A 26,486-nucleotide genomic window follows, 5' to 3' on the forward strand; every position below is an offset into this window, starting at 1 on the left:
AGGTCAGCGGATGGTGATCTCGCCCATGTCGATGGCGACCAGCAGGGGCTCCGGGATGAGCTGGTAGTCACCCTGCCAGGCGTAGCCGCGTCGTGTGGTGGGGATGACGATGCCGTCGACGTCGCGGTAGCCGGTGGTGTAGAGCAGCCCGGTCGCCCCGCCGAGGATGTCGATGGTGAAGTCGTGGCGGCGCAGCAGCCCGTCCGGGCCGAAGCAGAAGATCTGCCGGCGGGTGTGGCTTTTGATGTGGTCGGGAAACGTCACTTGGAGCCGCCGCCACGTTTCACCGTCGGTCTCGACGGGGGCGACTTCTTCGGTGACGAACCCGGGCAGGGTGTAGAGGAACGGCGTATTCAGATACGTCCACAGTGCTTCCCCGGTGAAATAGGCGAGATGGATGTCGTCCCACGGCGTCGGGAGCTGATGACCGTCGAACGACATCTCTGGGTCGTCGCGTATGTCGATGAGCGCGTCGTCACGGCTTTGCAGGACGACTCGGTGGGGCTCGAAGACCGACCGTTTGTCTTGGCCGGTGAAGTCCATCGTCAGCCGCTGCCGCGTGGTGTCCACCTCGAAGCGAACGTCCTTGAGCGCGTCATCCTGGTTCTTGAGGGACAGGAGCGCCCCGGTGATAGAGGCGTCGACGGTGATCGACTTGACCTGGTTCCATCGGTCCAGGCCGCCGTGCGCGGCGACGGCGGCGTCGAGTAGATCGTTCATTTCTCCTCCTGGCTGCTGGTCTTCACCAGGACGACGAACGGCGGGCGCCGAAACCGGACACGCGCTAGGAGATGTCCAGGCTCTCGATCCGCCGCTCGAAGGACTCGCGCTCGGCCGGGCTCCGGGACAGCGCAATGGCGCGGGAGTAGTTCTCCCGGGCCGCGGTGTGGCAGCCGGCCCGCCGTTCCAGGTCAGCCCGGGCCGCCCAGTAGAAGGGATACCGGGACAACTTCGGCTCGCCGGCCAAGGCGATCAGCTCGCGGCGGCCGGCATCGATGCCGTCCCGCTCGGCCACGGCCAGCCCGCGGTTCAGCGCCACGACCGGGCTCCAGGACTGCTGGGCGAGGACCTGATAGAAGCCGACGATCCGGTCCCAGTCGGTCTCCCGGATCGATGGCGCAATCGCGTGCTCGCAGGCGATGCCGGCCTCCAGATGCCAGCGGGACATGTGATCCCCAGAGGCCGAGCGGGCCAAGTGCATCAGCCCGCGCTCGATGCGCGCCCGGTCCCAGCGGCTGCGGTCCTGGTCCTCTAGGGGCACGAACACACCGTGCTCATCCAGGCGCGTCGGCAGGCGGGCGGCGTCGAAGCAGAACAAGGCGGCCAGGGCGTGCACGTCCGGTTGTGCCGTCGCCTTGGCGTCCAGCAGCAGCTCGGTGAGACGCAGCGCTTCCTCGCACAGGAACGGACGTACTGGGTCGTGCGGGTTGCTGCCGTGGTAGCCCTCGTTGAACAGCAGATACAGCGACCGCAGGACGGAGTCCCGCCGGGCGTCGATGTCGGGGAGGCCGTCCACGTCGGGCAGCCGGCCCAGCTGACGCAGCCGACCGCGACCCCGGTGCAGCCGTCGGTCGATGGTCTGGGTGTCGACCAGGAACGCCTGACCGATCTCCTTGGGCGACAGACCACACAGCCACCGAAGGATCAGGGTCACGTGCGTCTCGCGGTTCAGGCTGGGGTCGCAAACCGTGAACATCATCGCCAGCTGGCTGGCGCTCTCGGCTGCAGGGGACAGCGCCGCCTCGATCGTGCCGCTCAGCGCCGTCATTGTCGCCAGTTCCGGCAGGAACGAGCGGTGGCGCTGTTCGCGGCGGATGATGTCGATCGCCCGGTTGTGGGCGGCCCGGATGAGCCACGCCTTGGGGTCCTGCGGCAATCCGAAACGCCAGGCGTGCATGGCACTGACCAGCGCATCGTGGACGACGTCCTCGGCGAGCGGGATGTTGGACGGACCCAGGACCCGGGTCAGCGCGCTGACCAGGTGCGCGTACTCCTTCCGGAACAGGTCCTCGACCAGCTCCGGCAATGACACCGCTGCAGGCCCTCCGTCCACGAGCCTCAGATCCCAGGGTCCTGGACCGGCCGGACCTCGACCGAACCGCCGAACTCGTATGTCGGACATGTGCGCGCCACGTCGATGGCGTCTTCCAGGGAGGCGGCCTCAAAGATCATGCTGCCGGTCACCAGATCCTTCGACTCCGCGTACGGGCCGTCGGTGACCACGCGTTCATGGCCCCGGACCGTGGCGCCCGGGTTGTCAAGTGCGGTTCCGGTGTTGCGCCGACCTTGCCGGGCCAGCTCATCGGACCAGCGATACCACTTCTCGACGTGGGCCTGAAGCTCCGAAGGCGACAGATCGTGCCGCGAGACAGCGCCCCCGCGAAAGATCAACATGAACTTGCTCCGCAGGGCGTGCTCCCCGCCTGGAGGTTCCGGGATCATGGCTCCCAACCGTATCTTCCGCCGACCTCATCGAACCCCTCCACCATGGCATCAGGACCTGCGCAGGGCGGCACGCCACCGCACCCCTCCGGACGGACGCGCAGCTGAAACGACGGCACATACAGCGCACCATGTGCCTCCAGCGGCGACTGGCGATGCACGCGGCCGTCATAGGGAGCATGAAGGTGGTGCCGGCCCAATGGACGGTGGTCGGGAACAGCGGGCGCCCCCGCCCGCCACCTTGGCGAGCTCGCCCCCGAATACCGCCCGATGCGAAAATTTGTTCCTCCACAGGACGATCACAGGTTAGGCTCCCTCCGCGCACGACCGGCGCGAACGGCAGGGTGGGGAACGTGGGGGACATGGTCGACGATTTCGCCGACTCCAAGCGGGCGGCGAGCGAGCCTGAGAAGCCCATGAACGTGGCGGCTCAGGTGATCGCCGCGATCGTGGTGGTAGGGGGCCTCGCAGGGCTCGTGTGGGCGCTGGACCTGGACTCGAAGGCGTCCGCCGACCGCCGGCCGGCCACCTGCACGTCCACGCACAACAGCAAGCCGTCGAAACCTGTCTCGGGCGCCCGGCTCTGCACTGCGCTCAACCGCCCGGACCTGCCCGTACTGCTCGGCACACCGGACGAGTACGCGGAGACCGCCGACGGCAACGAGAGCACGATCACCTCGGCCGACGGCACGAAAACCACCACTCCCGAGGCGGACGTCGACCTGAAGACGTACTCCCTGAGGCTCTCGGCATCCGACGACGATTTCGGCGTGTCCGACATGGCCGGCCTCCTGGGCACCCGCGCGGAGACGAAGACGGTGCTCGGACATCCGGCGGTCGTCTACTCGGACCGGACCATCGCCCTGAGCTTCAACCTCGGTGGTGGCAGGACCAAGGCCGACAGCGGCCCCGGCGGTATCGCCCGCAGCCTGCTGGTCGCACGGGACGTGAAGGACGGCGGCGGCTACCTCGAAGTCTCCATCTGGCGCCAGGACTTCGCGACGCCCGACGACGCGGCCCTGTTCCGCGTCGCCGAGAAGGTGCTGCCGACGGTCCCGGGATGGACCGCCGGCTGACCGGACGTCAGGGCTGGTGCGCCCGGCCCATGTCCCGGGTGAACGCCGCCGGGTCGTCCTCGAAGCCGTGGATCCCGGGACGAAACGTCCACTCGCCGGACTCGTCGCGTATGAACTCCCCGACCGTGGCCGCCGTCGCCCCGAGGACGTGGCCGAAGTCGTCCTCGGCCAGGACGGTGTAGCCCTCGCGGATGCGCAGCCCCGGGTTGATCACGCCGACGAAGGTCCGGTGCGCCGTGCGCTGCTGGATGACGACGCCGACCACCACGCGCGCGTACCGCTCGCTGAGCCGCTCGAGCTCCAGCGTCATGACCTCGTCCCAGCCGAAGCCCTTGCCGTCCTTGCTGTCCCGGTTGAGGTAGATCGTGCCGTCCGGGGAACGGCTGTCGAAGTGCACCACATAGGCGGGATCGCCGTATGCGTCGCCCGCCGGATAGGTGGCGGCGACGATGTCGAGATCGGTGTCCGCCTGTCCCGCCGGACTGGGGTCCCACTTGAGTGCGACCTCGACCTTGCGGATCCCCTTGTTGATACCGGTCACCGGACCTCCCCTTCCCCGTCTCCCCGTGTGCCCCTGTCCGGCCCGAACTGCGCGGCGGACTGGGCCTGTTGTCCATCCTGCCACGCGCGCGTGGAGGTGTGCGCCGGTGCTGACCGCCGGAGCGTGACCGGCGCCACGCTCCGTGGCCTTACCATGGCGCGGTGCTGGTCAAGTGGATTCGCTGCACCGTGGTGGACCGCCGCGGCTTCGAGCGGGGGCAGCGAAAGTGGGCGGGGCTTCTGGGGGAGCCGGGGTTTCGGGGACAAGGCGGTGGCTGGAGCCGGGGACGCACAGGAGTGGCCCACATCTTCGCCTTCTGGGAGAGCCGTGCCTTCTACGACTCCTTCATGGCCCGTTCCCATGATCGGCTGGCGGCGTCCCAGTCGGGCACCTTCAAGGATGCCCAGGTCAAGCTCTTCGACTACCGCTTCGACGTGAAGACCGGCTTCGAGCCGCGTTTCACGGACGCGGACCTGCTGCGGGTCGCCCTCTGCCGAGTCCACGAGGAACGGGCGGAGCACTTCACGCTGATGCAGGAGAAGGTCTGGAACCCCGCCATGGCCGGCTCTCCCGGCATGATCCGGGGCCTGTTCGGAGAGGCACCGGGCCACGAGTTCCTGGTGCTGTCCATGTGGCGATCGGCCGCCGAACACGGCAAGTACCGCACGGAGCGCGTGGAGCGGCTCGCCCTGCGGGCCCAGACGGAGGCGGACGTGGCGGCCCTCACGGGCGACATCATTGAGCTGGAGCCGACCTGGACGGTCTGACACGTTGGGTTTGAAATCTGGACGCGTTAATCGTGCGGCCTGGCGTGGTCAGTGGTGCAGGAAGTGTGTGACATGCGCCGTATGGGGGGCGTACGAGTGCTCGATCGGCCGTCACCCGATCTAGGGTTTTGGCATGGCACGACCACGGCGCATCGTCCTTGTCCGGCACGGGGAGTCAACGGGCAATGTTGATGACACCGTTTACGAGCGGGAGCCCGACCATGCGCTGGCGCTGACCGAGCGGGGCTGGCAGCAGGCCGAGGAGACCGGAAAGCGGTTGCGCGAGGTCTTCGGCCGTGAGCGCGTCAGCGTGTACGTGTCGCCGTACCGCCGTACGCACGAGACCCTGCGCGCCTTCCATCTCGATCCCGAGCTCATACGGGTGCGGGAGGAGCCCCGGCTGCGCGAACAGGACTGGGGAAACTGGCAGGACCGCGACGATGTGCGCCTCCAGAAGGCCTACCGGGATGCGTACGGCCACTTCTTCTACCGCTTCGCCCAGGGGGAGTCCGGTGCCGACGTGTACGACCGGGTCGGCGGCTTCCTGGAGAGCCTGTACCGCAGCTTCGAGGCCCCCGACCACCCGTCCAACGTGCTGCTGGTGACCCACGGCCTGGCCATGCGGCTGTTCTGCATGCGCTGGTTCCACTGGACGGTCGCGGAATTCGAGTCGCTGTCGAATCCGGGGAACGCGGAGATGCGGATGCTCGTTCTCGGGGACGACGGCAAGTACGCGCTCGACAGGCCTTTTGAACGCTGGCGTGATCCGGAACCGTACGGAATCACTGGATAGAGTGGCAGGACGATGACCCCTGACTCCTCCTACGACGGGCGCCTGGACCGCGCCCTCGCCAGCCTGCGCGGACTGGCGGTGGGGGACGCGCTGGGCTCGCAGTTCTTCGTACCGGTGAACTATCCGCTGCTGAAGCGTCGCGAGCTGCCGCCCGGCCCCTGGCAGTGGACCGACGACACGGAGATGGCCTGCTCCGTGGTCGCGGTCCTGGCCGCCCATCACCGCATCGACCAGGATGCCCTGGCGCATTCCTTCGCCCACCACCACGACTTCGACCGTGGGTACGGTCCCGCGGTCAATCGGCTGCTGCGGCTGGTTCGAGAGGGCGGGGACTGGCGCGAGCTGGCCGCCGAGCTTTTCAAGGGACAGGGTTCCTGGGGCAACGGAGCGGCCATGCGGATCGCCCCGCTGGGCGCCTGGTACGCGGACGACCCGGAGCAGGCGACGCATCAGGCGGAGATCTCCGCGTACCCCACGCATCAGCACAGGGAGGCCGTCGTCGGCTCCATGGCAGTTGCGGCGGCCGCCGCGCTGGTCGCCGCGCCCGGCGGTCCGCCGAGCCCTGAGGCACTCCTCGACGGAGTCGTCGCCCTCGTCCCGAAGAGCGCCGTGGGCGCCGGTCTGCGGCGCGCACGGGACATGCTCGACTACGCCGACTCGGGCACCGTCGCGGCCGTGCTGGGCTGCGGACGGCGTACGTCCGCCCATGACACCGTGCCCTTCGCGCTCTGGTCGGCCGCGCGAGCCCTCGGCGACTTCGAGCAGGCGTTCTGGACGACCGCGCAGGTCGGTGGTGACGTGGACACCACCTGCGCCATCGTGGGCGGCGTGCTCGCCGCCGGGAAGGCCGGCATGCCGCCTGCCGAGTGGGCAGGGCTGACAGAGGCACTGCCGGACTGGGTGCCGAACGTCCGCACCCCGTCGGTTTGAATCTTCCGCGGCCCCGTGCGGCTTCTCCCGAGACAGACCGCTGAAAACTCTCTGTGTTTGTCGGGAACTCTGCGTGACCGCCCGTCCGTTGTTGTGACATCAGCCGTGTGAGGCAGGAGCGGGCGTACTGCACCTGACGCGCGAAGGGTCCGGGGGGTGGTCGTGCAGTTCGTGGTCGTGTGGGCGGTGCTTTCGGTCCTGACTTCGCCGTGCCCTGTGGGACGTGTACGGAGGGCCGGACCGACGTCCTCGCCGTCGGTCCCCCGGAGTCGGTCCGGCCCTCCGTGGCCCTATGCGAGGGCGGCCGGGTCAGCCGACTGTCGCTCCCGCCGTGCCGGCGAGTGCTTCCAGGTCGCTCTTGCGGACCCGGATCACGAACCAGGCAGTGCCGAAGGCGAGTACGGCCATGGCCGCGGCCGCCACGAAGCCCATGGAAATTCCTTGGGCGAGCACTTCGTGTCCCCAGGCGCCGGGCAGCTGGTGCGTCTTGGTGAACTCCGCCTTCTGCTCCGCCGAACCGTTGGCGAGGAACTTCGGCATTTGCTTCTGCGCCTCGTTCTTGCTGGCCGACCCGAACACCGTCGTCAGGATGGACAGGCCGAGCGAACCGCCCACCTGCTGCGTGGCGTTGAGCAGTCCGGAGGCCGCACCCGCCTCGTGCTGGGCGACACCGGAGACAGCTGTGACGGTCAGTGTCACGAAGTTCAGGCCCATGCCGAAGCCGAACACCAGCATCGGACCGAGCACTCCGCCGGCGTACGAGCTGCCGGAGCTGATGAGGGTCTGCCAGGCCAGTCCGATCACCGCGAGAGCCGAGCCGGTGAGCATGAACGGCTTGGGCCCCAGCACTGGCAGGAACCGCTGGGACAGACCGGCGCCGAGCGCGATCACGACGGTGACCGGCAGGAACGCGAGACCGGCCTGGATCGGGCTGTACCCCAGCACGTTCTGCACGAAGAGCACGATGTAGAAGAACATGCCGAACATGGCCGCGGCCAGGCTCAACATGATCACGTACGTTCCGGAGCGGTTTCGGTCAGCGAACATCCGCAGTGGAGTGATCGGCTCCTTGGCTCGGGACTCGATGAGCGCGAAGGCCACCAGCAGGACCACGGCGGCGCCGAAGGAGCCGATGGCCAGGCTGTCCCGCCAGCCGTCGTCCGCTGCCCGGATGAAGCCGTAGACGAGGGACGCCATGCCCGCCGTCGAGGTCACGGCCCCGGCGATGTCGAAGCGGCCCGTGTGTCGTTCGGACTCGCTGATGTAGAGCGGCGCGAGCAGGGTGATCGCGATGCCGATCGGCAGGTTGACGAAGAACACCCAGCGCCAGTTGAGCCACTCGGTGAGCATGCCGCCGGCCAGCAGACCGATTGCGCCACCACCCGCGGAGACGGCGGCGAATACGCCGAACGCCCGGTTGCGCTCGGGGCCTTCGGGGAACGTGGTGGTGATGAGAGCCAACGCGGTGGGCGACGCAATTGCGCCACCCATGCCCTGCAGGACGCGTGCGGCCAACAACTGCCATGGTTCCTGGGCGAGTCCGCCGAGCAGCGAGGCGAAGGTGAACAACAGGATGCCGGTCATGAAGACCCGGCGGCGGCCGAGGATGTCACCGGCGCGGCCGCCCAGAAGCAGCAGGCCGCCGAAGGTGAGCGTGTAGGCGCTGACGACCCAGGTGAGGTCGGTCGTGCTGAACTTCAGAGCGTCTTGAATGTGCGGGAGCGCGATGTTCACAATCGTCGCGTCGAGTACCACCATGAGTTGGCAGGCCGCGATGACTGCGAGCGCAATGCCGGGATGCCCCTCCCGGCGAGCCGCACCTGGCTTCTGTTCCTTGATCAACTGAGAGGTTGTCACTATGGGTCCCCCACAAGTGCGTTAGTGAACGCTCGCGTTCACTGTCGCGTCAACCGTAGTGAGTCCCCGATAGTGAACGCAAGCGTTCACTTAAATTGGTGTCACGTGGCGAATCCCCCGTTGCTGCCACGTGGTGCGCTCCCACCCCCGAAAACCCCGCTCCCCCTGCTCGCTGGAGATACGCAGATGGTTACTTCGCGCTGGACGGCCGCCCCCGCTCAGGCGGCCTCCCTCCGTCGGCGCGGCGCCGTGCTCGAACGGGCGATCCTCGATGCCGCCCTGGAACAGCTCAGCACGGTCGGCTGGAACGGCCTCACCATGGAGGGCGTCGCAGCCGGCGCCCAGACCGGCAAGGCCGCCGTCTATCGGCGCTGGCCGTCCAAGGAGGATCTCGTCGCTGACGCCCTGCAGGCCGGACTGCCGCGCATAGAGGAGGCACCCGATCTGGGCAGCGTGCGCGAAGATCTGCTTGCGCTGTGCCGGCAGGCGCGTGAGGCGATGTTCTCGCGACCCGGTTTCGCGGTTCGCTCCGTGATTCACGAGTGCGACCCGATTCAGGCTGAGCGCTTCCATGGCGTGATCTTCGACGGGATCGTGGAGCCCACCATCAAGCTGCTTCGCGAGGTCATCACCCGTGGCATAGGGCGGAATGAGGTGCGACCCGACGCGGCGAACAGCTATGTCTTCGATGCCATACCGGCCATGATGATGTACCGCTCCAAGCTACGCGGAAGCGAATGGGACGATCGTGATCTCGAGGAGATGATCGACCAGTTGATGGTTCCGCTGCTGCGACCGGGTGTCGGCTGAGTGCGGGGCGCCGTAGTCCTGAAGTAGTAGGGGGAGCCGGGGTGTCGCCGAGTGATCCGCGGGGCGTAGGCTGAAGGCGCCATGCCGTACGAACCACCTACTCACACCGTCGAGCGCTCCCTCCGCGCCACGACCGGAGCGAAGATCATTGCCGGTGTCGACGAGGTGGGGCGCGGTGCTTGGGCCGGCCCCGTCACCGTCTGCGCGGCGGTCACGGGACTGCGTCGGCCTCCCGAGGGCCTCACCGACTCCAAGCTGCTCACCGTGAAGCGGCGCACCGTTCTTGCCGTGGAACTGCAGAAGTGGGTGACCTCGTACGCGCTGGGGCACGCCTCCCCTGAGGAGATCGACGAACTGGGCATGACCGCAGCACTGCGCCTGGCGGCGGGGCGCGCCCTGGAGGCTCTGCCGGTCCGTCCCGACGCGGTGATCCTCGACGGCAAGCACGACTATCTGGGCTCGCCCTGGCAGGTCCGTACGGTCATCAAGGGCGACCAGTCGTGCGTGGCGGTCGCGGCGGCCTCGGTCATCGCCAAGGTTCAGCGCGACAAAATGATGGCCGAACTGGGTATCGACCATGCAGACTTCGGTTTTGCGGACAACGCCGGGTATCCGTCGCCCGTTCACAAGGCCGCACTGGCGGAGCGGGGGCCCACCCCGTACCACCGGTTGTCGTGGGCGTATCTTGATGCGCTGCCCCAGTGGCGACATCTCAAGAAGGTCCGCGGTTGGGCGGACGGAGGCGTTCCGGAGATCGAGGGCCAGCTCGGCTTCGACTTCTGACGATTCCGCTCGCGCTCATGTGCCACCCGCCGACGCGAGCCGCACCAACGTTTGATAAATATCAGCCCATGCCTCTCATTCCCGAGGAGCCTCAGATTCACGAGAGTGCCCAGGGTCCCCGCGCCACGCCGGCCAGCGGCCGCACCGCGCCGACCCCCCGTCCCGTACCCGGTCCCCGTCCCGCGGCTCCGCCGCGTCCCGGTCGTCCTGGTCCGCTCCGGCCCACGCCGCCGGTGCAGCGCACGTCGCGTGACGTGGCCGTGGCCAAGCCCGGACCCTCGGTCCCGGCTGCCCCTGCCGCTGTCACTGCTGCGGCCAACCCGCAGATCCAGCTGATCCCGGCCTCGGCGGAAGGTGCGCTCGACGCCGCCGAGGAAGCCGTGGACCTGCTTCTGGACTCGGGTCGTGCCCCCGGCGACGTACTGGTGATCACCACCGGCGAACAGCACCCGTGGGCCGCCCACGAGCTGTCCTTCGGTGAAGCCTCCTACTGGGCGCAGCACGACGCGGGCGATGACGTCTTCTACACGGACGCCTCTTCCGCCGGTCGCGCAGCCTCGCGTCCCGTGGTCGTGGTCGCCGTCAACGGCGGTCCCGACCCGGCCGCCGCCTCCGCCTTGCCGCTGGCCCTCACCCGGGCCGGAGCCCTGCTGATCGTCTGCGGCGACCCGCAGCAGATCAACTCGGTGCTGGGCGCGAGCGTCTGAAGTCTGTTCCGGTACGCCCACGGGGGTGCCGGAGCGACGAGGACGCCGCTGTGGCGGCATTGGCACAGCGGGCGTTTCGGCGTGCGCAGATACGGCGGGATGCCCGGTGCGCGATCGCTTTCGTCTGCTCCTGCGACGGCTGACCAGGACGCGGGGGAACGTCGGAGCGCCGGGCGGACGCCCGTTGTTCGTGCAGCGAACGTCCCCCCAAAGCATGCGCCGATGGTTGCTCGGAGTGCTGACGGGCCTTGACCGTTGTCTGCAACGCCCCTGGTTCGGCGGGCTGCGAAGCCCGCGTACGAAGGAAGCGTGCTGGTCGGTCGGGCGTTGGCCCGTCGGTGTTCTCAGCGGGCCGCAGCGCGGCGCAGGACCTCCGAGGCGGCACCACCGGTGCGTGGCAGCGGAGGCGGCGCCTCGGACATGCCGAAGGGCTCCGGTGAGGAGTCCGCGTTGGGCCGGCGCCCGCCGCGGCCCTCACCGAGCACCTGCCAGCCGTCCCGGGTCAGCGTGATGTATGCCCCGCAGCGCAGCCCGTGCAGTGTGCACGCGTCACGCAGGCCCCACATCCATGCGCCGTCCTCCTCGGTCCAACGCGCGTCGCCCTCACGGCAGTAGAGCAGCACCGCGGTGCGCACCGGTGTGCGGCGCCGCAGGTCGTGAGGGATGACCCGGCGCAGCTGCGCAAGCAGCGTGTTGCGGAACATCCAGCCGTCGGCGGGAGCCGGGCGGCGGGTGAACGAGGCGCTCGCGCACAGGCGTTCGTCCGGGTCGAGGACGGCCACCACCGCGGTCGCGGGCCTTGGGTGATGCCGGGAATGGAGTCCGCTGACGATCTCTCGGGGGTTGCGCAGCAGGGGAATTCCGGCGGCGGCCCACTCCGCGGGTTCGAGCATGCGGGTGAGAGGGTTGGCGGATGCGGCGGACAGGTCGGCAGACGTCGACGTGGATGCCGCCGAGGACGGAGCGAATCCGAAGGTCACGGTCCTCCCTTCGGCTACGCGCCCACACTGCGGGCGGGGGTCTGATCAGGGGAGCGCACGCCGCAGCAGAGCCCTACCGGACCACGGACGAGCCGTGCGGGGAGCGGACTTCAATTCTTCCTGTCGAACTTGGATGCGGCAACGAGCAATTGGGGCCACTGACCGAAACACGGCGGTGTGCGGTTTATATCCCTACCCAGTGCGTTGCGTCACGACGCATGAGCCGACCGTTCACCCCGAGTTGGCGCACCGTTGGGCGGAGGGGTTCAAGGCAGGGCTGCCGAGGGGGCGTGCGGTGCCGAGCGGCGGTCAGCTCTGGACGGCCAGGACGAGTGGCAACACCCCTTGCGCACCGGCACGTCGGAGCATGCGGGCCGCGACCGCGAGCGTCCAGCCTGTCTCGGTGAAGTCGTCCACGAGGAGGACCGGACCCCCGGCCTCGGCGAGAGCGGAAGCGACGGCGGGCGGCACGATCAGCGTGCCGGTCAGTGCCTTCAAGCGCTGTGCACTGTTGCTCCGGGAGACGTGGGGTGCGTCGCTCGTGTATTCCACGGAGCCGAGCAACGGCAGCCTGCCGATCTCCGCGATCCGCCCGCCCAGGGAGTTGATCAACTGAGGGCGGGTGCGCGAGGAGACGGTGACCACACCCACCGGGCGCGGCTGCGGGTCAGCTGCCCCCGAGGCCCATCCCCCCGGCCCCTTGGCCCAGTCGGCGAGCACGCCCACAACGGCCTTCGCCACGTCGTCCGGCACGGGACCGTCTGGGGCGTGTGGCGCCAGCATCGGCCGCAGCCGGTTGCCCCAGCCGATGTCCGAGAGGCGGCCCAACGCCCGCCCTGGAGCGGCCTGTTCACCGATCGGGATGCGGCCCTTGAGGTCAACGCCGATCGCCGGCAGGCCGGTGGGCCACATGCGGCGTGGCTCCACCTCGACGCCCGCCCGGCCGAGATCGACACGCGCCGCGTCCAGTGCCGTCGTGGACATGTCCGTGGTGAACCGGGCGCCCGCGCAGTTGTCGCAGCGGCCACAGGGCTTGGCGCCCTCGTCGTCCAGCTGGCGTTGCAGGAACTCCATACGGCAGTCGGTCGTCGAGGAGTACTCGCGCATCGCCTGCTGCTCGGTGCTGCGCTGCCGCGCCACCCAGTCGTACCGCTCCGCCTCGTACGTCCACGGCTGCCCCGTTGCGATCCAGCCGCCCCTGACCCGCTTGACCGCCCCGTCCACGTCGAGAACCTTGAGCATGGTCTCCAGGCGGGAGCGGCGCAGCTCCACCAAGGGCTCCAGGGCGGGCAGTGACAAGGGCTTGTCCGCGCGAGCGATCACGTCGAGAGTGCGGCGCACCAGGTCTTCCGGCGGGAAGGCGAGGGACGCGAAGTACTCCCAGATCGCCTCGTCCTCCTTCCCTGGCAGCAGAAGCACCTCGGCGTGTTCGACGCCGCGCCCGGCGCGGCCCACCTGCTGGTAGTAGGCGATGGGCGAGGACGGCGAGCCAAGGTGCACGACGAATCCGAGATCCGGTTTGTCGAACCCCATGCCCAGTGCGGAGGTGGCGACCAGGGCCTTGACCCTGTTGGCGAGGAGGTCGTCCTCGGCCTGCTGCCGGTCGGCGTTCTCGGTCCTGCCCGTGTAGGAAGCGACCGTGTGGCCGCGATGCCGCAGGAAAGCAGTGACCTCCTCGGCCGCGGCCACGGTGAGTGTGTAGATGATCCCGGAACCCGGCAACTCGCCCAGGTGGTCGGCGAGCCAGGCCATACGGTGTGCGGCGTCCGGCAGCCGCAGCACGCTCAGGCTCAGGCTCTCCCGGTCCAATGGGCCTCGCAGCACCAGGGCGTCCGACGAGGCCCCGGTGCCCAGCTGTTCGGCGACGTCGGCGGTCACGCGCGCGTTGGCGGTGGCAGTGGTCGCGAGCACCGGGACGCCCAGCGGGAGATCACCGAGCATGGTGCGCAGCCGCCGGTAGTCCGGGCGGAAGTCGTGCCCCCAGTCGGAGATGCAGTGGGCCTCGTCCACCACGAGGAGTCCGGTGGCGGCGGCGAGCTTGGGCAGCACCTGATCCCGGAAGTCCGGGTTGTTGAGGCGCTCCGGACTGACCAGCAGGACGTCGACCTCACCGGCGGCGATCTCGTCCTGAACGGTGTCCCACTCCTCGGTGTTCGAGGAGTTGATCGTCCGTGCATGGATACCGGCCCGTGCCGCGGCCTCGACCTGGTTGCGCATCAGCGCGAGCAGTGGGGAGACGATGACCGTGGGCCCGCTGCCCCGTGCCCGCAGCAGCGACGTCGCCACGAAGTACACCGCAGACTTGCCCCACCCCGTGCGCTGCACGACGAGCGCCCGGCGTCTGTCGGCGACCAGCGCCTCGATCGCCCGCCACTGGTCCTCGCGCAGCCGGGCCGCCCCCGTGGCGTCCCCGACGAGGCGGGCGAGGACCGCGTCGGCGGCCGCCCGGAGTTCCGCGTTGCTCGTGTGCTCCATGCACCCCATCAAACAGGACGGCACTGACAAGCCCGGCCAGGCCTGTGGGGGAAAGGAGGGCTTGACATGTCCCTGGCCCGACTTATCCACAGGGCAAACCGGAATATCGCGATCCGCGAGATCGTCTGCGCATGACGAATCACGGCGAAACCACTGGATCCCCCGAAAACGGCAAGGCCTCCGGACGTGAAGGCGCCGAGCGCCACGACGGTGACGGCGCACCCGGCCGACGGGAAAAGAACGTCGGCCCGGCCGCTTCGGACGACCACGGCGGACGCGACGCGCAGGGCACGTACGGTGCGCAGGGCACGCAGGAGGAGCGCCCGGGCGGTGCGGACCACGTCGACTGCACCGCCTACGACAGCCACGGCCCCGAGCACCAGGTCACGCTGCGCACCCCGGCCGAACTGGCCGATGCCCTTCCCTATCTGTTGGGGTACCGGCCCGAGGAAAGCATCGTCCTGGTCGCCCTGCACGACAGGGACGGCCGCGGCCGTTTCGGCGGCCGCGCCCGGCTCGGCATTCCGGCGAGTGCGGACGACTGGGCCTCCGTTGCCCAGCAGTTGGCCCACGGGCTCGTCACTGGCAGTGAGCGCAGGGGAACCCGGCCCGAACAGATGGTGGCCTACCTCTGCCAGGAGCCGGCAAAGGGCGAGTCGGGTCGGCAGGTCATGGAGCGGTTGCGCCCGCTGGCCCAGAAACTGCGCGTCGAGTGCGGTCAGCTCGATGTGCCGGTGATCGAGGCGCTGTGCATCTCGGACGGCCGCTTCTGGTCGTACTGCTGCGGGAACGAGGCGTGCTGCCCGCCTGAAGGCCTGCCCATGGGCCTGCCCGGCACCTCCGTGCTGGCCGCTGCTGCCACTTACGCCGGCCTGCAGGTACGGGGCACTCTGCGTGAGCTGCGGGCCAGGCTGCTGCCCTGGGAGACTGCGGCCGCCCTGGAGCAGGAGAGTGCCCTGGACGCCGCGAGCATGGCGTTGGTCCCCAGGATCCTCGACGGCGCCAGCCGCGAGGGTGTCGCCGAAGAGACACTGGAGCTGTCCGCGCAGATCATGCGCCGACTTGCGGGCGCACCGCCCGTGTCCGGCACGCTCACGGCGGATCTCCGCGATGACGAACTGCTCGCACACGACGAAGCCGCGACACTGATTCTCGGCTTGCAGGACCGTGCGACCCGAGACCGCGCGGCCGAATGGATGGAGGGCGAGGAGGCCGCGCTCGCACTCCGGCTCTGGCGGGCCCTGGCCCGCCGGTGCGTCGGACCCTACGGCGAACACGCGGCGGCACCGCTGACGCTGGCCGGTTGGGTCGCCTGGTCCACGGGTGACGAACTGGAAGCCCGGGAAGCCCTCGCCATGGCGCTCGGCGCGGATCCGGGGTACCTCTTCGCCCGCCTGCTGCACCAGGCCTGCAACGAAGGGCTGGACCCTGAGTCGATCCGCCGCTGCCTGCGCGCTGAGCGACAGGACCAGGGGCGGCCGGCAGCCCAGCAGTCGCACGGCAGCGAGGTAACCGCAGAGCCGGTGACGGCCCAGGCCATCGAGTCGGACCGGGCGTCGGACCTGGTGTCGGAGTCAGTCTCGGGACCGGTCTCGCAGTCGGTCGCGGTCTCGGAATCGGTGTCGGTGTCGGTGAAGGGAACTGCAGAGCCGGTGACGGCCCAGGCCATCGAGTCGGACCGGGCGTCGGAGCCGGTGTCCGACTCGGCCTCCACATCGGTGTCGGAGTCGGAGTCGGTATCCGAGGACGCTTCCCGCCCGCGACGCCGTTTCCGTTCCAGCGGCACGCTCCGCAGCCATTCCCGCTCGGCGGGGGCAGAGGGACGGGGGAGTGGTACGAGCGTCCCTCGCGCACGGACGGCAGTGGCAAGCGTCGGCCGTCCCGGCTCCGCACGGACTGGCCGCACGCGCCCGCGTACTCCCGGGAAGGGCGCCGCGCGCCGTGGCGACCAGTGCCCCGAAAGCCTGCGTCCCGGAAGCGACGGCACAGAGGAGGAGGCGTGAGCAGGTGCCGGGCGAGCGTTGGTCGGGGCGCCCGGATCGGCGGCAGTTGCGGGGCGCCCCGCGCGCGGGAACCAGAATTCGCCGGGGACGGTCAGCGTCGCCGTCGCCCGTCCGGGTGGGCTCGCCGCGGGCGTGACCCGGAGGACTGCTCTTCCGTTCACCTGAGTGGCGGAGCGCCTGGATGGGCGGGGCCGCCACACAGTCCACGTCCGTCCGGATCCCCCCACCCGGCGCCGCACACGCCCGAGGTGCACCGAGCGCAGAAGAAGCCACCCATGCATCAGCCGACTCCGCCCTCCGCTGCCGGCGACGACGCTCCCGGCTCAAGCCGGTCCACGCTGTCTCCCGGGGCGGGGGCCCGCCTGCCGACACACGCGGACCACGCCGCCCGGTGCGACGTGCGGTCCGCGGCCGACGCCACACATGCCTCTCCACCGAGCGGCCAGGGCTGGTACCTGCCTGGGGCGACGGAACGACCCGGGCCCGCAACCGGGGCGACCCATCAGGACCGACTCTCTGGCAAGCAGACCGTCCAGGGCCTCACCGCCGTCCGCCCGCCCGACGCGGGGCCGTGTGCACTCGAGCCGAGCGAGCCGGGCTGCTCCACGCCCTTGCCGACGCGCTCGGACCGACTCCCAACCGGGTCGGCCGACCGGGGCCGACCCTCCGACCCACTCACAGGCCGGCAACGCTCATCGCCGTCACCCGCAGGCCAGGCCCGGATTCTGCCCTCACCACCAGCCCAGACGCCCCGCTCTTCCGCCCTCCCGCCCCCAGGAGCAACTCCGTCGCCCCGAGCTGCAACGCTGCCGGCACCCCGCTGGTCCGTGGAACTGCCGTCCACGCATACCGCCATGATCTGCGTCGCGCTCCCGGGACTCGCCATCTCGTCGGAGCACGGGCAGATGACGGGTCAGGGACTGGAAGGGTTCTACCGTGCGGGCCGACGCGTGCTCTCCCGTTGCCAGGTCCGCGTGGCGGGGCGCGAACCGCTGGCGGTGCAAGCCCGGATGACCTCGGCCGACCGAGCCCGCTTCGTAGGCACGCTGCGTGCCTCGCCGCACTCCGGTCCGGACCCGGACGTCGTCGTCGAGCGCATTCGCCACGCGGACGGGACGGAGCGCATCACCTTGCGCAGTGCGGCCCGGCGCCCCCTGCGGGTGCCTCTCGAAGTCGCTCTCGGTACGGACCTGGCCGACCTGGGCGCCATCGCATCGGGTAGCGCTGGACCCGAACTGCCCGCCAGCGTCCACGACTCGGGCCTGCGCTGGTCCTGCGCCACCGGGAGCTCGTCGGTCACGGCAGATCCGCCGCCCGCGGACGCACTGGCCTCCGCCGGGCTGCTGCGCTGGGAGTTCGAGCTGTCCCCTGGCGGCAGCACAAGCGTGGAGCTGAGGGTACGGGCGGACGGAGCGGGGCCTGTCCGGGCCGCGAGCCGCACGGCCACGAGCCCACTTGCCGCCGCTCGGGCGTCCGGTGACGACCCCAGGGTCCAGCCGCTGCTGCAGACAAGCGTCGAGGATCTCCATGCCCTCCTGCTGCGCGACCCCGCGCACCCTTCCGACATGCAACTCGCGGCAGGAGCCCCCTGGCGCTGCGGTCCGGCCCCGGCCGAGGCACTGGCGGCTGCGCGGATGACGCTACCCCTCGGTACCCGGCTCGCCGCAGGCACGCTGCGTGCCCTCGCACGCACCCAACTCCGGGGCGCGGGGCCTCAGTCCGGCATGATCCCCGGGCCACGACGGGACGCGGGCATCCATCTGCCGCCGGGTTGTACCGGCACGGAAGCCACGCTGCTCTTCCCCGCGCTCCTCGCGGAGGCACGCCGCTGGGGCCTTTCCGAGGCCGAGACGGAGGAACTGCTGCCGGCGGCCGAGCGCTGTCTGGCCTGGCTGCGGACGACCGTCGGCGAGGGCACCTACCTGTGTGACCCGCATCCCGGCGGTCCCGTCCGCTGCGAGACGCAGGCCCACGCCCACCGCGCGGCCCTGCTGGGCGCCGACCTGCTCGATGACTGCGGGAGACCGGGCGGCCCCGAGTTGCGGCAGTGGGCCCAGATGCTGCGGGCGGAGTTCAGGGAGGACTTCTGGGTCGACGACCGGGGTGGCGGCAGGCCGGCCGCTGCTCTCGCCCCCGACGGCACCCCGCTGCCGTACCTGGGTGCCACCGCCGCCCATCTCCTCGACACCGGCCTGCTCGGCGGGGGCGAGCCGGCCCTTGGGCTGCTCGACAAGGTGCAGACCGAACAACTCGCCCGCTTGCTCGGCGGCCCGGGGATGGACTCGGGCTGGGGGCTGCGCGGACTGGGCGCGAAGGAAGCCGGATACAACCCGTTCGGCCACCGCAGCGGTGCCGTGCGGGTCCACGAGACGGCGATCGCCGTCGCAGGCCTGGCCGCCGCCGGCTACGAGAAGGAGGCAGGTTCGCTGCTGAGGGGGGCCCTGACGGCGGCCGAGAGCTTCGGGCACCGGCTGCCCGAGATGTACGCGGGGGAGCAGCGCACCGCCGGGAGCGCGCCCCTCCCGCACCCGGCGGCCTGTCGTCCGGCGGCCACCGCGGCGGCCGGCGGCGTACTGCTGCTGGTGACCCTCGCGGGTATCCGTCCGGACGCTCCGGCCGGGACGGTCACACTGCGGCCCATGCACAGTGCACCCCTGGGCGAGATCGTCCTGAGGGGACTTCGAATCGCCGGTGCTCCCTTCTCCGCACGGGTCAGCCGCCTCGGCCTCGCCATGGTCGAGGAGGCGGCCGACGGGCTGCAATTGGGAGTGTGACCTCGGACGACGTACCACCGCACAGCACCAAGAACCCGGGAGTGAGGCTCATACCGGACCGAAGTGGATCAGCCGTCGAAGCGGCCGACGAAAGGAGTGTTTATCGTCAGGCAGACGACTATGATCGCCGCATGCCCTACGACCCGTCAGCATTTCCGCCCTTCGCCGTCACCGTGGACCTGGTCGTGCTGACCGTGCGCCGTCACGCCCTGTGTGCGCTGGCGGTCCGCAGGGGTGAACCACCGTTCCAGGGACGCTGGGCGCTCCCGGGCGGCTTCGTACGGGCCGACGAGGATCTGGCGCAGGCAGCCGCACGCGAGCTGGCCGAGGAGACCGGGCTGCGTGCCCACGACCCTGCCGTTCCCACTCAGGACAACGGTGCACACCTGGAGCAACTCGCGACCTACGGAGACCCCAAGCGGGACCCGCGCATGCGCGTGGTCAGCGTCGCCCACCTGGCACTCGCCCCCGACCTGCCCGCACCCCGAGCGGGCGGCGACGCCAGCAATGCGCGCTGGGCGCCGGTCGAGGAGCTGCTGCAGCAGGGCGGTTACGGCCGAGACGGCGAACCGGTGGCGCCGCTCGCCTTCGACCACGCCCAGATCCTGTCCGACGGTGTGGAACGCGCCCGCTCCAAGATCGAGTACTCTTCCCTCGCCACGGCGTTCTGTCCCACCGAGTTCACCGTCGGCGAGCTGCGCCGGGTCTATGAGGCGGTGTGGGGCGTGGCGCTCGACCCGCGCAACTTCCACCGCAAGGTGACGGGCACGCCGGGCTTCCTCGTCCCCACCGGCGGGACCACCACACGCCAGGGCGGCCGCCCCGCCCAGTTGTTCCGGGCCGGCGGCGCCACACTGCTCAACCCCCCCATGCTGCGCCCCGAAGTGTGACGGCAGGGCGCCGGGCCGAGCGGTCACGGCCTGCAGAGCGGGCCACGCTATACCCGAAAAATCGGACATAGCGCGCTATCTTGCTTTGGGTGATCCAGGCCTACGGATTGACCAGCAATCCCCGCAAGGAGCTTCCGCCCGCCGTCGACGACGTCTCCTTCGACGTGCGCGCAGGCCGCGTCACCGCGCTGCTCGGCGCGCCGGGGGCGGGCAAGACGACCGCACTCAAACTCATGCTCGAACTCCAACAGGGCCGTGGCATCACCTACTTCAAGGGCCGCCCCTTGCACCGCATCGCCCATCCGGGGCGCGAAGTCGGCGTGCTCCTGGGTGATGTACCGGGGCACCCGGCCCGTACCGTCCGTGGCCATCTCCGCATGCTGTGCGCCGCCGCAGGAGTCCCCGCCCGCCGCGCCGACGAGGTCCTCGAGGTGGTCGGCCTCGTCAGCCTGCGCGACGAACGGCTCGGCACCCTCTCCCGCGGCATGGACCGCCGCCTCGGCCTGGCCTGCGCCCTGCTGTCCGACCCGCACACGCTCGTGCTCGACGAACCCGCCGCTGGTCTCGCCCCCCGCGAGGCCCGCTGGCTGTACGGCATGCTGCACGCGCACGCTGCCCAGGGCGGCACCGTCCTGGTCACCACGGCCGACCCCAAAGAGGCCGCACGCAGCGCCAACCGGGTCGTCACGCTGGAGCGGGGCAGGCTCGTCGCCGACCAGGACGCCGAGGAATTCGCCCGCACCCGGCTGCGCCCCCGCGTCGCCGTCCGCAGCCCGCACGTCGTGCGCCTCGCCGCCCTGCTCACCAAGGAGGCCCGCACCGCGCAGCGCTCCGTCGAAGTCGTACACGAGGGCGGCAACCGCCTCTCCGTCTACGGAAGTAGTTGCGCCGACGTCGGAGAGACAGCGTTCCGCCACGGCATCCTCGTACATCAACTCGCCGATGAGATCGGGGACATGGGGCCCGGAGCGGTGGAATACCCCGTCGGCGGACCGGAATCCGCCGACGGGCCGCAGGTGCGGGACGAGCCGCGTGCGGCGGACGCGGTCCCGGCATCCGGCGCGGCACAGCACTGCTCGGCCCCGGTTGAAGCGTCCCGGCCGGGAGGTGGCGAACCGACTTCCCCGACTGTGGCCGATGCGTCCCACGAAGCGCACCCCGCACCGCAATCCCCGGCTCCGGCTGAGACACCCCGTAACGTCGGCGCGCTGAAGTCACCCGTCAACGCACCCCAGTCAGGTGTGACGTCCGGGCGTTCCCCGACGCCGCCCGTACGCCCGACTGAAGCCGGCGCCCTCGACAGCCCTCCCTCGCTCCCGCCCCCCATCTCCGTCCGCCCGGCTCCCAGCCCCCTCCGCCCCCTGCGCTACGAAATCCGTCGCGCCGCCGGCATCGGCACGGGGTTCGTCACCGGGGCCGTCGTGCTCGTCGTTTCCGCCCTCGCCGCCGTCCTCCTGGCCCGGATCGGACACACCCCGCAGGCGCGCCTGCTGGCCGCGTGGCCGCGCGAGCTGCCGCTGCCGCCCGCCGCGCTCGGTGCGGGACTCCTCGGCGCGCTGGCCTTCGGTGACGAGTTCCGCCATCCCGCACTTGCGGCGGATCGCGGCACCGTGCCCCGTCGGCTGGGGCTGCTCGCCGCAAAACTCCTCGTCGCCACGGCGACCGCGCTGATGCTGGCCTTCCTCACGGTCGGCTGCGACGCCGAAGTGCTCTACATCGTCTACGGACGGGAGCTCATGCAAGTTCCCGCGGACTGGCTTTCGATGAGCGCGAGTTGGGTCGGTCTCGTCGTCGGATGTGCCTGGGCCGGAGTGCTGGCCGCGGGCGTCTTTCGGTCCACCACGGCAGGACTCGCGGCCGTGATCTCCGTACCGGTCCTCGTCGTTCCGCTCGTACAGAAGGCCTTGGCGGGATCGTCCGTGCGGATGGCTGCCGGGCTTCCACTGCGGTTGCGTGAGGTGTTCCTGCTGCAGTGGCCCTTCGGGGGAGAGCGCTATCTGTGGGCCGTGGCGAGGGTGATCGCCCAACCTGTGGGCGGTGCCCTGACGTTGTCGCTCACCGCTCTGCTCTGCGCGTATCTGCTCACCACCCTGCGCAGCAGGGTCCGATGACAACCGTCCGCGCGCTTTCGTCCTACCCTGCGCGCAACTCCCTGAGGAAAGCCCATTTCTTTCCGATAAGGCGTCAATTGCGACGGGGTGAGCGATCACCCTTTCGTGTGCTTTTCACCAAAGACCTCAAGGGAGTTGGAGACGGCGCCGACAAAGGATCCGTGAGTACCCTTGCGCACACCATGATGACCGCCGCCCGCTCCGCCGACTCCGGTCTGGCCGGCCCGGGCGATCTCGACCGCTACCCCTACGCCGAGGCCCACGTGGTCGACCGCGTCGGAGCCCCCGCCTGGGAGAGCGCGGACCCGGAGCTGGGCCGCGTGGGCCGGCGCGCCGCCGGCAGCCGCGGACGCGGGCTGCACGGCCAACTCGTCCAGCAGCTGGGCCAGATGATCGTCTCCGGCGATCTGGGCGCCGACCGTCCGCTGGTGCCCGAGGAAATCGGCCAGCGTTTCGAGGTCTCCCGCACCGTCGTCCGTGAGTCGCTCCGGGTCCTGGAGGCCAAGGGCCTGGTCAGCGCTCGCCCGAACGTCGGCACGCGTGTGCGCCCGGTCAGCGACTGGAACCTCCTCGATCCGGACATCATCGAATGGCGCGCCTTCGGGCCGCAGCGCGACGACCAGCGCCGCGAGCTGAGCGAACTGCGCTGGACGATCGAACCGCTCGCCGCCCGCCTCGCCGCCGGGCACGGGAGGGAGGATGTCCAGCAGCGGCTCGCCGACATGGTGGAGATCATGGGCCACGCCATGGGACAGGGCGACGCCATCACCTTCTCCCGCGCCGATGCCGAGTTCCACTCCCTGCTGATCCAGGTTGCGGGCAATCGGATGCTGGAGCACCTCTCCGGGATCGTCTCGGCCGCCCTCCAGGTCTCCGGCGGCCCGGTGACCGGCTGTGACCGGCCGAACGAGACGTCGCTGGCGCACCACGGCAGGATCGTCGACGCCCTCGGTGCAGGGGACGGCACGGCGGCCGAGTCGGCCATGCGCCAACTGCTGACCGTCCATCCCGAGGTGGAGCGCGTGGTGCCCGCGCCGCGCGAACACTGACCGCACCCCGCGGGCGGCGCGGCCGGGAGATGCCTCCCCCTCCTGGGGCATGGCTCGGCCGCCGAACCGCCTCCGTCGGACCCCGCAGGATCTCCGGGATCCTGCGGGGTCCGACGGCGCCACGGGCCGCGAGCACCTTGGGAAAGCCCCGATCTCACCCGCGAGTGACCCTTTCTGTCCCTGTCTGACCGCTTTTGTGTGCTTACGGGATGTGATTCGGACCACGCGGATTGGGCGTAACACTCGGGGAAACAGCGCGATGACCTAAGAGGTGACAGCCGAGGAGGGAATACGGACGCCGTTTGCGGCGCTGTGCATCTTCCCGGTCCCGCCCGCGCCGTCGGCCCAATCCCCAAGCCGGCGGTCGGCTCCTGTCCGTCCTGGACGGGGCCGGAAGCCGTTTTCCAACGTTCCGAGAGGTTGTTCGTGTCGGCCAGCACATCCCGTACGCTCCCGCCGGAGATCGCCGAGTCCGTCTCTGTCATGGCTCTGATTGAGCGGGGAAAGGCTGAGGGGCAGATCGCCGGCGACGATGTGCGTCGGGCCTTCGAAGCTGACCAGATTCCGGCCACTCAGTGGAAGAACGTACTGCGCAGCCTCAACCAGATCCTCGAGGAAGAGGGTGTGACGCTGATGGTCAGTGCCGCGGAGCCCAAGCGCACCCGAAAGAGCGTCGCAGCGAAGAGTCCGGCCAAGCGCACCGCCACCAAGACGGTCGCGGCGAAGACGGTGACCGCCAAGAAGGCCACCGCCACCGCCACCCCCGAGGCGCCCGCCGCCGACACGCCCGTCGAGGACGACGCCAAGCAGGTCGCTGCGAAGAAGGCGGTCGCCAAGAAGACGGCGCCCGCGAAGAAGACCGTCGCCAAGAAGGCGGCGGCCAAGAAGACCAGTGCCAAGAAGGACGACGCCGAGGTCGTCGAGGAGGAGGTGCTCGAGGACACCCCCAAGGGTGCCGACGAGCCCGAGGGCGCCGAGAGCGCGGGCTTCGTCCTCTCCGACGAGGACGAGGACGACGCGCCGGCCCAGCAGGTCGCCGCGGCCGGCGCCACCGCCGACCCGGTCAAGGACTACCTCAAGCAGATCGGCAAGGTCCCCCTGCTCAACGCCGAGCAGGAGGTCGAGCTCGCCAAGCGCATCGAGGCGGGTCTGTTCGCCGAGGACAAGCTGGCCAACGCCGACAAGCTCGCCCCCAAGCTCAAGCGCGAGCTGGAGATCATCGCCGAGGACGGCCGCCGCGCCAAGAACCACCTCCTGGAGGCCAACCTCCGTCTGGTGGTCTCCCTGGCCAAGCGCTACACCGGCCGCGGCATGCTCTTCCTGGACCTCATCCAGGAGGGCAACCTCGGTCTGATCCGAGCGGTCGAGAAGTTCGACTACACCAAGGGCTACAAGTTCTCCACGTACGCCACCTGGTGGATCCGTCAGGCGATCACCCGCGCCATGGCCGACCAGGCCCGCACCATCCGTATCCCGGTGCACATGGTCGAGGTCATCAACAAGCTCGCGCGCGTGCAGCGCCAGATGCTCCAGGACCTGGGCCGCGAGCCCACCCCGGAGGAGCTGGCCAAGGAACTCGACATGACCCCGGAGAAGGTCATCGAGGTCCAGAAGTACGGCCGCGAGCCCATCTCGCTGCACACCCCGCTGGGCGAGGACGGCGACAGCGAGTTCGGTGACCTCATCGAGGACTCCGAGGCCGTCGTCCCGGCCGACGCGGTCAGCTTCACGCTCCTCCAGGAGCAGCTGCACTCGGTACTCGACACCCTGTCCGAGCGCGAGGCGGGCGTCGTCTCGATGCGCTTCGGTCTCACCGACGGTCAGCCGAAGACCCTCGACGAGATCGGCAAGGTGTACGGCGTCACGCGCGAGCGCATCCGCCAGATCGAGTCGAAGACCATGTCGAAGCTGCGTCACCCGTCGCGTTCCCAGGTGCTGCGCGACTACCTCGACTAGGTCGCCCTCGTACGACACCGAAGGCCCGGTTCTCCCGCGTGGGGAACCGGGCCTTCTCGTGCTCTCGCGCAGGTGCGGGGTGTGACGGGCTGGATCACTCTGGGTCTCCCACGACCATCCCAGAGTGAGGAGCCCGTATGCGCCGTCCCTTTGTCCGGGCGCTGGCCCGGCCGCTGGCCCTTGTGGCCGCGGCGACCGCAATACCGTTGCTTTCCACTGCTCCCGTGGCCGCCGACAGCGTTGTCATAGGGAGTTTCCCGATCGACGTGTCCGAGAGTCCGTGGACGGTGGCGCTCTCCAGCCGTGACCGGTTCGGGGGTACGCGTGCGGGGCAGTTCTGCGGGGGTGTGGCCATCAGCCGTACGACCGTCCTCACCGCGGCCCACTGCATGGGCGAGGACGTCCTGGGGGCGCCGCCGGAGCGCGTCCACGACCTCAAGGTCATCGCGAACCGCACGGACCTGCTCTCGGGCCGCGGCCGGGAGATCTCGGTACGTGACGTCCAGGTGAGTCCGACCTTCGACAGCGACAGCAACGCCGAGGACTTCGCCGTGCTCACCCTCGCCAAACCGCTGCCGCGCCGGTCGGTCATCGCGATGGCGGCCGCCGGCGATCCTGCGTACAAGCCGGGCACGAGCGCGACCGTCTCCGGGTGGGGGGATCTCACCGGTGGCGGTGACTACGCACACACTCTGCGGGCGACACGCGTGCACGTGCTGCCCGACGCCCGGTGCGAGGAGGCGTATCCGGGCAGCGCCGACGGCACGTACCAAGCCAAGAGCATGTTGTGCGCCGGGGAGGCAGGAGGGGGCCACGACGCCTGCCAGGGGGACAGCGGCGGGCCTCTGGTCGCCCAGGGGAAGCTCATCGGGCTCGTGTCCTGGGGAAGTGGCTGCGGTCGTGCGGGCAGCCCCGGCGTCTATACGCGCGTGTCCGAAGCCCTACGAGGGATGAGCCGGCGGAGCGGGCCCGGCAGGGCCCACTGACGGTGCCTGGACGGCTTCTGCGGTACGAGCGCGGGCGGCGCGGTCCCTGAAGCAGGGGCCGCGCCGCCCGTACCGGCCTGTGCCGGAGCTGGCTCGTCGTATGTCCGAGGTATCAGCGCTCTTCTTCGGAGACGGATGCCGGAACGGACGTCAGCCGCTCGGTCTCGTCCTGTATCTCAGCGGCGATCTTCTTGAGTTCCGGCTCGAACTTGCGGCCGTGGTGGGCGCAGAAGAGCAGTTCTCCGCCGCTGAGCAGGACAACGCGCACGTAGGCCTGCGCGCCACAGCGGTCGCAGCGATCGGCGGCCGTCAGTGGGCTCGCGGGGGTCAGAACAGTAGTCACGTCGCCTCTTCTCTAGCTCGACGAGCTGTCGTACCAGGGTCAACATCCAACCAGCCCTAAAACGTTCCCGCCCCGGGCTTTTCCTCGAAAAAATCTTTCGAGGCCGGCTGTCTGCTGCCGGTTGGCGGCGAATGTGCCGTATTGCGTGTCTGTGTGTCGTACGGGTTCGCGCGGTCTGTCAATGTCTGGTCCTCCCGGCTGGCTTGCCGGTTG

The 26,486-nt window shown here is 70.0% G+C and carries 22 protein-coding genes; 14 read left to right on the forward strand and 8 right to left on the reverse strand.

All coding sequences use genetic code 11. The features are described 5' to 3' along the window. Nucleotides 1-3 precede the first annotated feature (3 nt). From EDD92_RS51520 to EDD92_RS34535, 3 genes are all read right to left on the reverse strand, one after another. Nucleotides 4-720, reverse strand: coding sequence for a hypothetical protein (locus tag EDD92_RS51520; protein WP_123967917.1), 717 nt, complete (start codon nucleotides 718-720; stop codon nucleotides 4-6). Nucleotides 721-784: 64 nt separating this feature from the next. Beyond that, a complete protein-coding gene (locus tag EDD92_RS34530; protein WP_185124221.1) occupies nucleotides 785-2,032 on the reverse strand; it encodes an RNA polymerase sigma factor in 1,248 nt (415 codons plus the stop codon). A gap of 26 nt (nucleotides 2,033-2,058) precedes the next feature. Then, a complete protein-coding gene (locus EDD92_RS34535) occupies nucleotides 2,059-2,394 on the reverse strand; it encodes a YciI family protein (protein ID WP_185124222.1) in 336 nt (111 codons plus the stop codon). A 410-nt stretch (nucleotides 2,395-2,804) separates the two neighbouring features. On the opposite strand from EDD92_RS34535, the gene EDD92_RS34540 reads away from it, so the two are divergent. Next, on the forward strand, nucleotides 2,805-3,518 hold the full coding sequence (locus EDD92_RS34540; protein ID WP_260326939.1) for a DUF6215 domain-containing protein: 714 nt from the start codon (nucleotides 2,805-2,807) through the stop codon (nucleotides 3,516-3,518). 7 nt (nucleotides 3,519-3,525) lie between these two features. Here EDD92_RS34540 and EDD92_RS34545 read toward each other — a convergent pair whose 3' ends face one another. Beyond that, entirely contained in the window at nucleotides 3,526-4,059 is a 534-nt protein-coding gene (locus EDD92_RS34545; RefSeq protein WP_123967920.1) for a TerD family protein, read from the reverse strand. Between the two features lie 161 nt (nucleotides 4,060-4,220). On the opposite strand from EDD92_RS34545, the gene EDD92_RS34550 reads away from it, so the two are divergent. The 3 genes from EDD92_RS34550 to EDD92_RS34560 all read left to right on the forward strand — a co-directional run bounded on the left by EDD92_RS34550 (nucleotide 4,221) and on the right by EDD92_RS34560 (nucleotide 6,549). Then, nucleotides 4,221-4,826 (forward strand): YdbC family protein, encoded by a 606-nt coding sequence (locus tag EDD92_RS34550; protein ID WP_123967921.1) that lies wholly within the window; start codon nucleotides 4,221-4,223, stop codon nucleotides 4,824-4,826. Between the two features lie 133 nt (nucleotides 4,827-4,959). Next, entirely contained in the window at nucleotides 4,960-5,619 is a 660-nt protein-coding gene (locus tag EDD92_RS34555) for a histidine phosphatase family protein (RefSeq protein ID WP_030947189.1), read from the forward strand. A gap of 12 nt (nucleotides 5,620-5,631) precedes the next feature. Beyond that, entirely contained in the window at nucleotides 5,632-6,549 is a 918-nt protein-coding gene (locus tag EDD92_RS34560; RefSeq protein WP_123967922.1) for an ADP-ribosylglycohydrolase family protein, read from the forward strand. Nucleotides 6,550-6,858: 309 nt separating this feature from the next. Here EDD92_RS34560 and EDD92_RS34565 read toward each other — a convergent pair whose 3' ends face one another. Next, nucleotides 6,859-8,406: an MFS transporter gene (locus EDD92_RS34565; protein WP_123967923.1), complete on the reverse strand. Its 1,548-nt coding sequence runs from the start codon at nucleotides 8,404-8,406 to the stop codon at nucleotides 6,859-6,861. A gap of 186 nt (nucleotides 8,407-8,592) precedes the next feature. On the opposite strand from EDD92_RS34565, the gene EDD92_RS34570 reads away from it, so the two are divergent. The 3 genes from EDD92_RS34570 (at nucleotide 8,593) to EDD92_RS34580 (ending at nucleotide 10,706) form a co-directional block, all read left to right on the forward strand. Then, on the forward strand, nucleotides 8,593-9,216 hold the full coding sequence (locus tag EDD92_RS34570; protein ID WP_123967924.1) for a TetR/AcrR family transcriptional regulator: 624 nt from the start codon (nucleotides 8,593-8,595) through the stop codon (nucleotides 9,214-9,216). Nucleotides 9,217-9,297: 81 nt separating this feature from the next. Next, nucleotides 9,298-9,999: a ribonuclease HII gene (locus EDD92_RS34575; RefSeq protein WP_123967925.1), complete on the forward strand. Its 702-nt coding sequence runs from the start codon at nucleotides 9,298-9,300 to the stop codon at nucleotides 9,997-9,999. Nucleotides 10,000-10,067: 68 nt separating this feature from the next. Further along, on the forward strand, nucleotides 10,068-10,706 hold the full coding sequence (locus EDD92_RS34580; RefSeq protein ID WP_123967926.1) for a hypothetical protein: 639 nt from the start codon (nucleotides 10,068-10,070) through the stop codon (nucleotides 10,704-10,706). A 344-nt stretch (nucleotides 10,707-11,050) separates the two neighbouring features. Here EDD92_RS34580 and EDD92_RS34585 read toward each other — a convergent pair whose 3' ends face one another. Both EDD92_RS34585 and EDD92_RS34590 read right to left on the reverse strand, forming a co-directional pair. Continuing rightward, nucleotides 11,051-11,686 carry a hypothetical protein gene (locus EDD92_RS34585; protein WP_123967927.1) on the reverse strand — a complete coding sequence of 212 codons (636 nt, stop codon included), beginning with the start codon at nucleotides 11,684-11,686 and terminating at the stop codon, nucleotides 11,051-11,053. Nucleotides 11,687-11,995: 309 nt separating this feature from the next. After that, entirely contained in the window at nucleotides 11,996-14,161 is a 2,166-nt protein-coding gene (locus tag EDD92_RS34590; RefSeq protein WP_123967928.1) for a RecQ family ATP-dependent DNA helicase, read from the reverse strand. Between the two features lie 131 nt (nucleotides 14,162-14,292). Here EDD92_RS34590 and EDD92_RS34595 point away from each other — a divergent pair, with 131 nt between their 5' ends. The 7 genes from EDD92_RS34595 to EDD92_RS34625 all read left to right on the forward strand — a co-directional run bounded on the left by EDD92_RS34595 (nucleotide 14,293) and on the right by EDD92_RS34625 (nucleotide 25,930). Next, nucleotides 14,293-16,164, forward strand: coding sequence for a DUF4192 domain-containing protein (locus tag EDD92_RS34595; protein WP_123967929.1), 1,872 nt, complete (start codon nucleotides 14,293-14,295; stop codon nucleotides 16,162-16,164). 854 nt (nucleotides 16,165-17,018) lie between these two features. After that, on the forward strand, nucleotides 17,019-18,938 hold the full coding sequence (locus tag EDD92_RS34600) for a glycogen debranching N-terminal domain-containing protein (RefSeq protein WP_123967930.1): 1,920 nt from the start codon (nucleotides 17,019-17,021) through the stop codon (nucleotides 18,936-18,938). 131 nt (nucleotides 18,939-19,069) lie between these two features. Continuing rightward, nucleotides 19,070-19,828, forward strand: coding sequence for an NUDIX domain-containing protein (locus tag EDD92_RS34605; protein WP_123967931.1), 759 nt, complete (start codon nucleotides 19,070-19,072; stop codon nucleotides 19,826-19,828). 89 nt (nucleotides 19,829-19,917) lie between these two features. Then, on the forward strand, nucleotides 19,918-21,939 hold the full coding sequence (locus tag EDD92_RS34610; RefSeq protein WP_123967932.1) for an ATP-binding cassette domain-containing protein: 2,022 nt from the start codon (nucleotides 19,918-19,920) through the stop codon (nucleotides 21,937-21,939). Between the two features lie 161 nt (nucleotides 21,940-22,100). Next, nucleotides 22,101-22,988: a FadR/GntR family transcriptional regulator gene (locus tag EDD92_RS34615; RefSeq protein ID WP_123967933.1), complete on the forward strand. Its 888-nt coding sequence runs from the start codon at nucleotides 22,101-22,103 to the stop codon at nucleotides 22,986-22,988. A gap of 426 nt (nucleotides 22,989-23,414) precedes the next feature. Further along, nucleotides 23,415-24,944, forward strand: a complete 1,530-nt coding sequence (locus EDD92_RS34620; RefSeq protein ID WP_123967934.1) for an RNA polymerase sigma factor — start codon at nucleotides 23,415-23,417, stop codon at nucleotides 24,942-24,944. 137 nt (nucleotides 24,945-25,081) lie between these two features. Next, entirely contained in the window at nucleotides 25,082-25,930 is an 849-nt protein-coding gene (locus tag EDD92_RS34625; RefSeq protein ID WP_123967935.1) for a trypsin-like serine protease, read from the forward strand. Between the two features lie 112 nt (nucleotides 25,931-26,042). Here EDD92_RS34625 and EDD92_RS34630 read toward each other — a convergent pair whose 3' ends face one another. Further along, entirely contained in the window at nucleotides 26,043-26,273 is a 231-nt protein-coding gene (locus EDD92_RS34630) for a hypothetical protein (protein ID WP_057611313.1), read from the reverse strand. Nucleotides 26,274-26,486: the final 213 nt, after the last annotated feature.

Origin of the sequence: Streptomyces sp. TLI_185 (assembly GCF_003814765.1) — a bacterium.
Classification (GTDB): Bacteria; Actinomycetota; Actinomycetes; order Streptomycetales; family Streptomycetaceae; genus Streptomyces.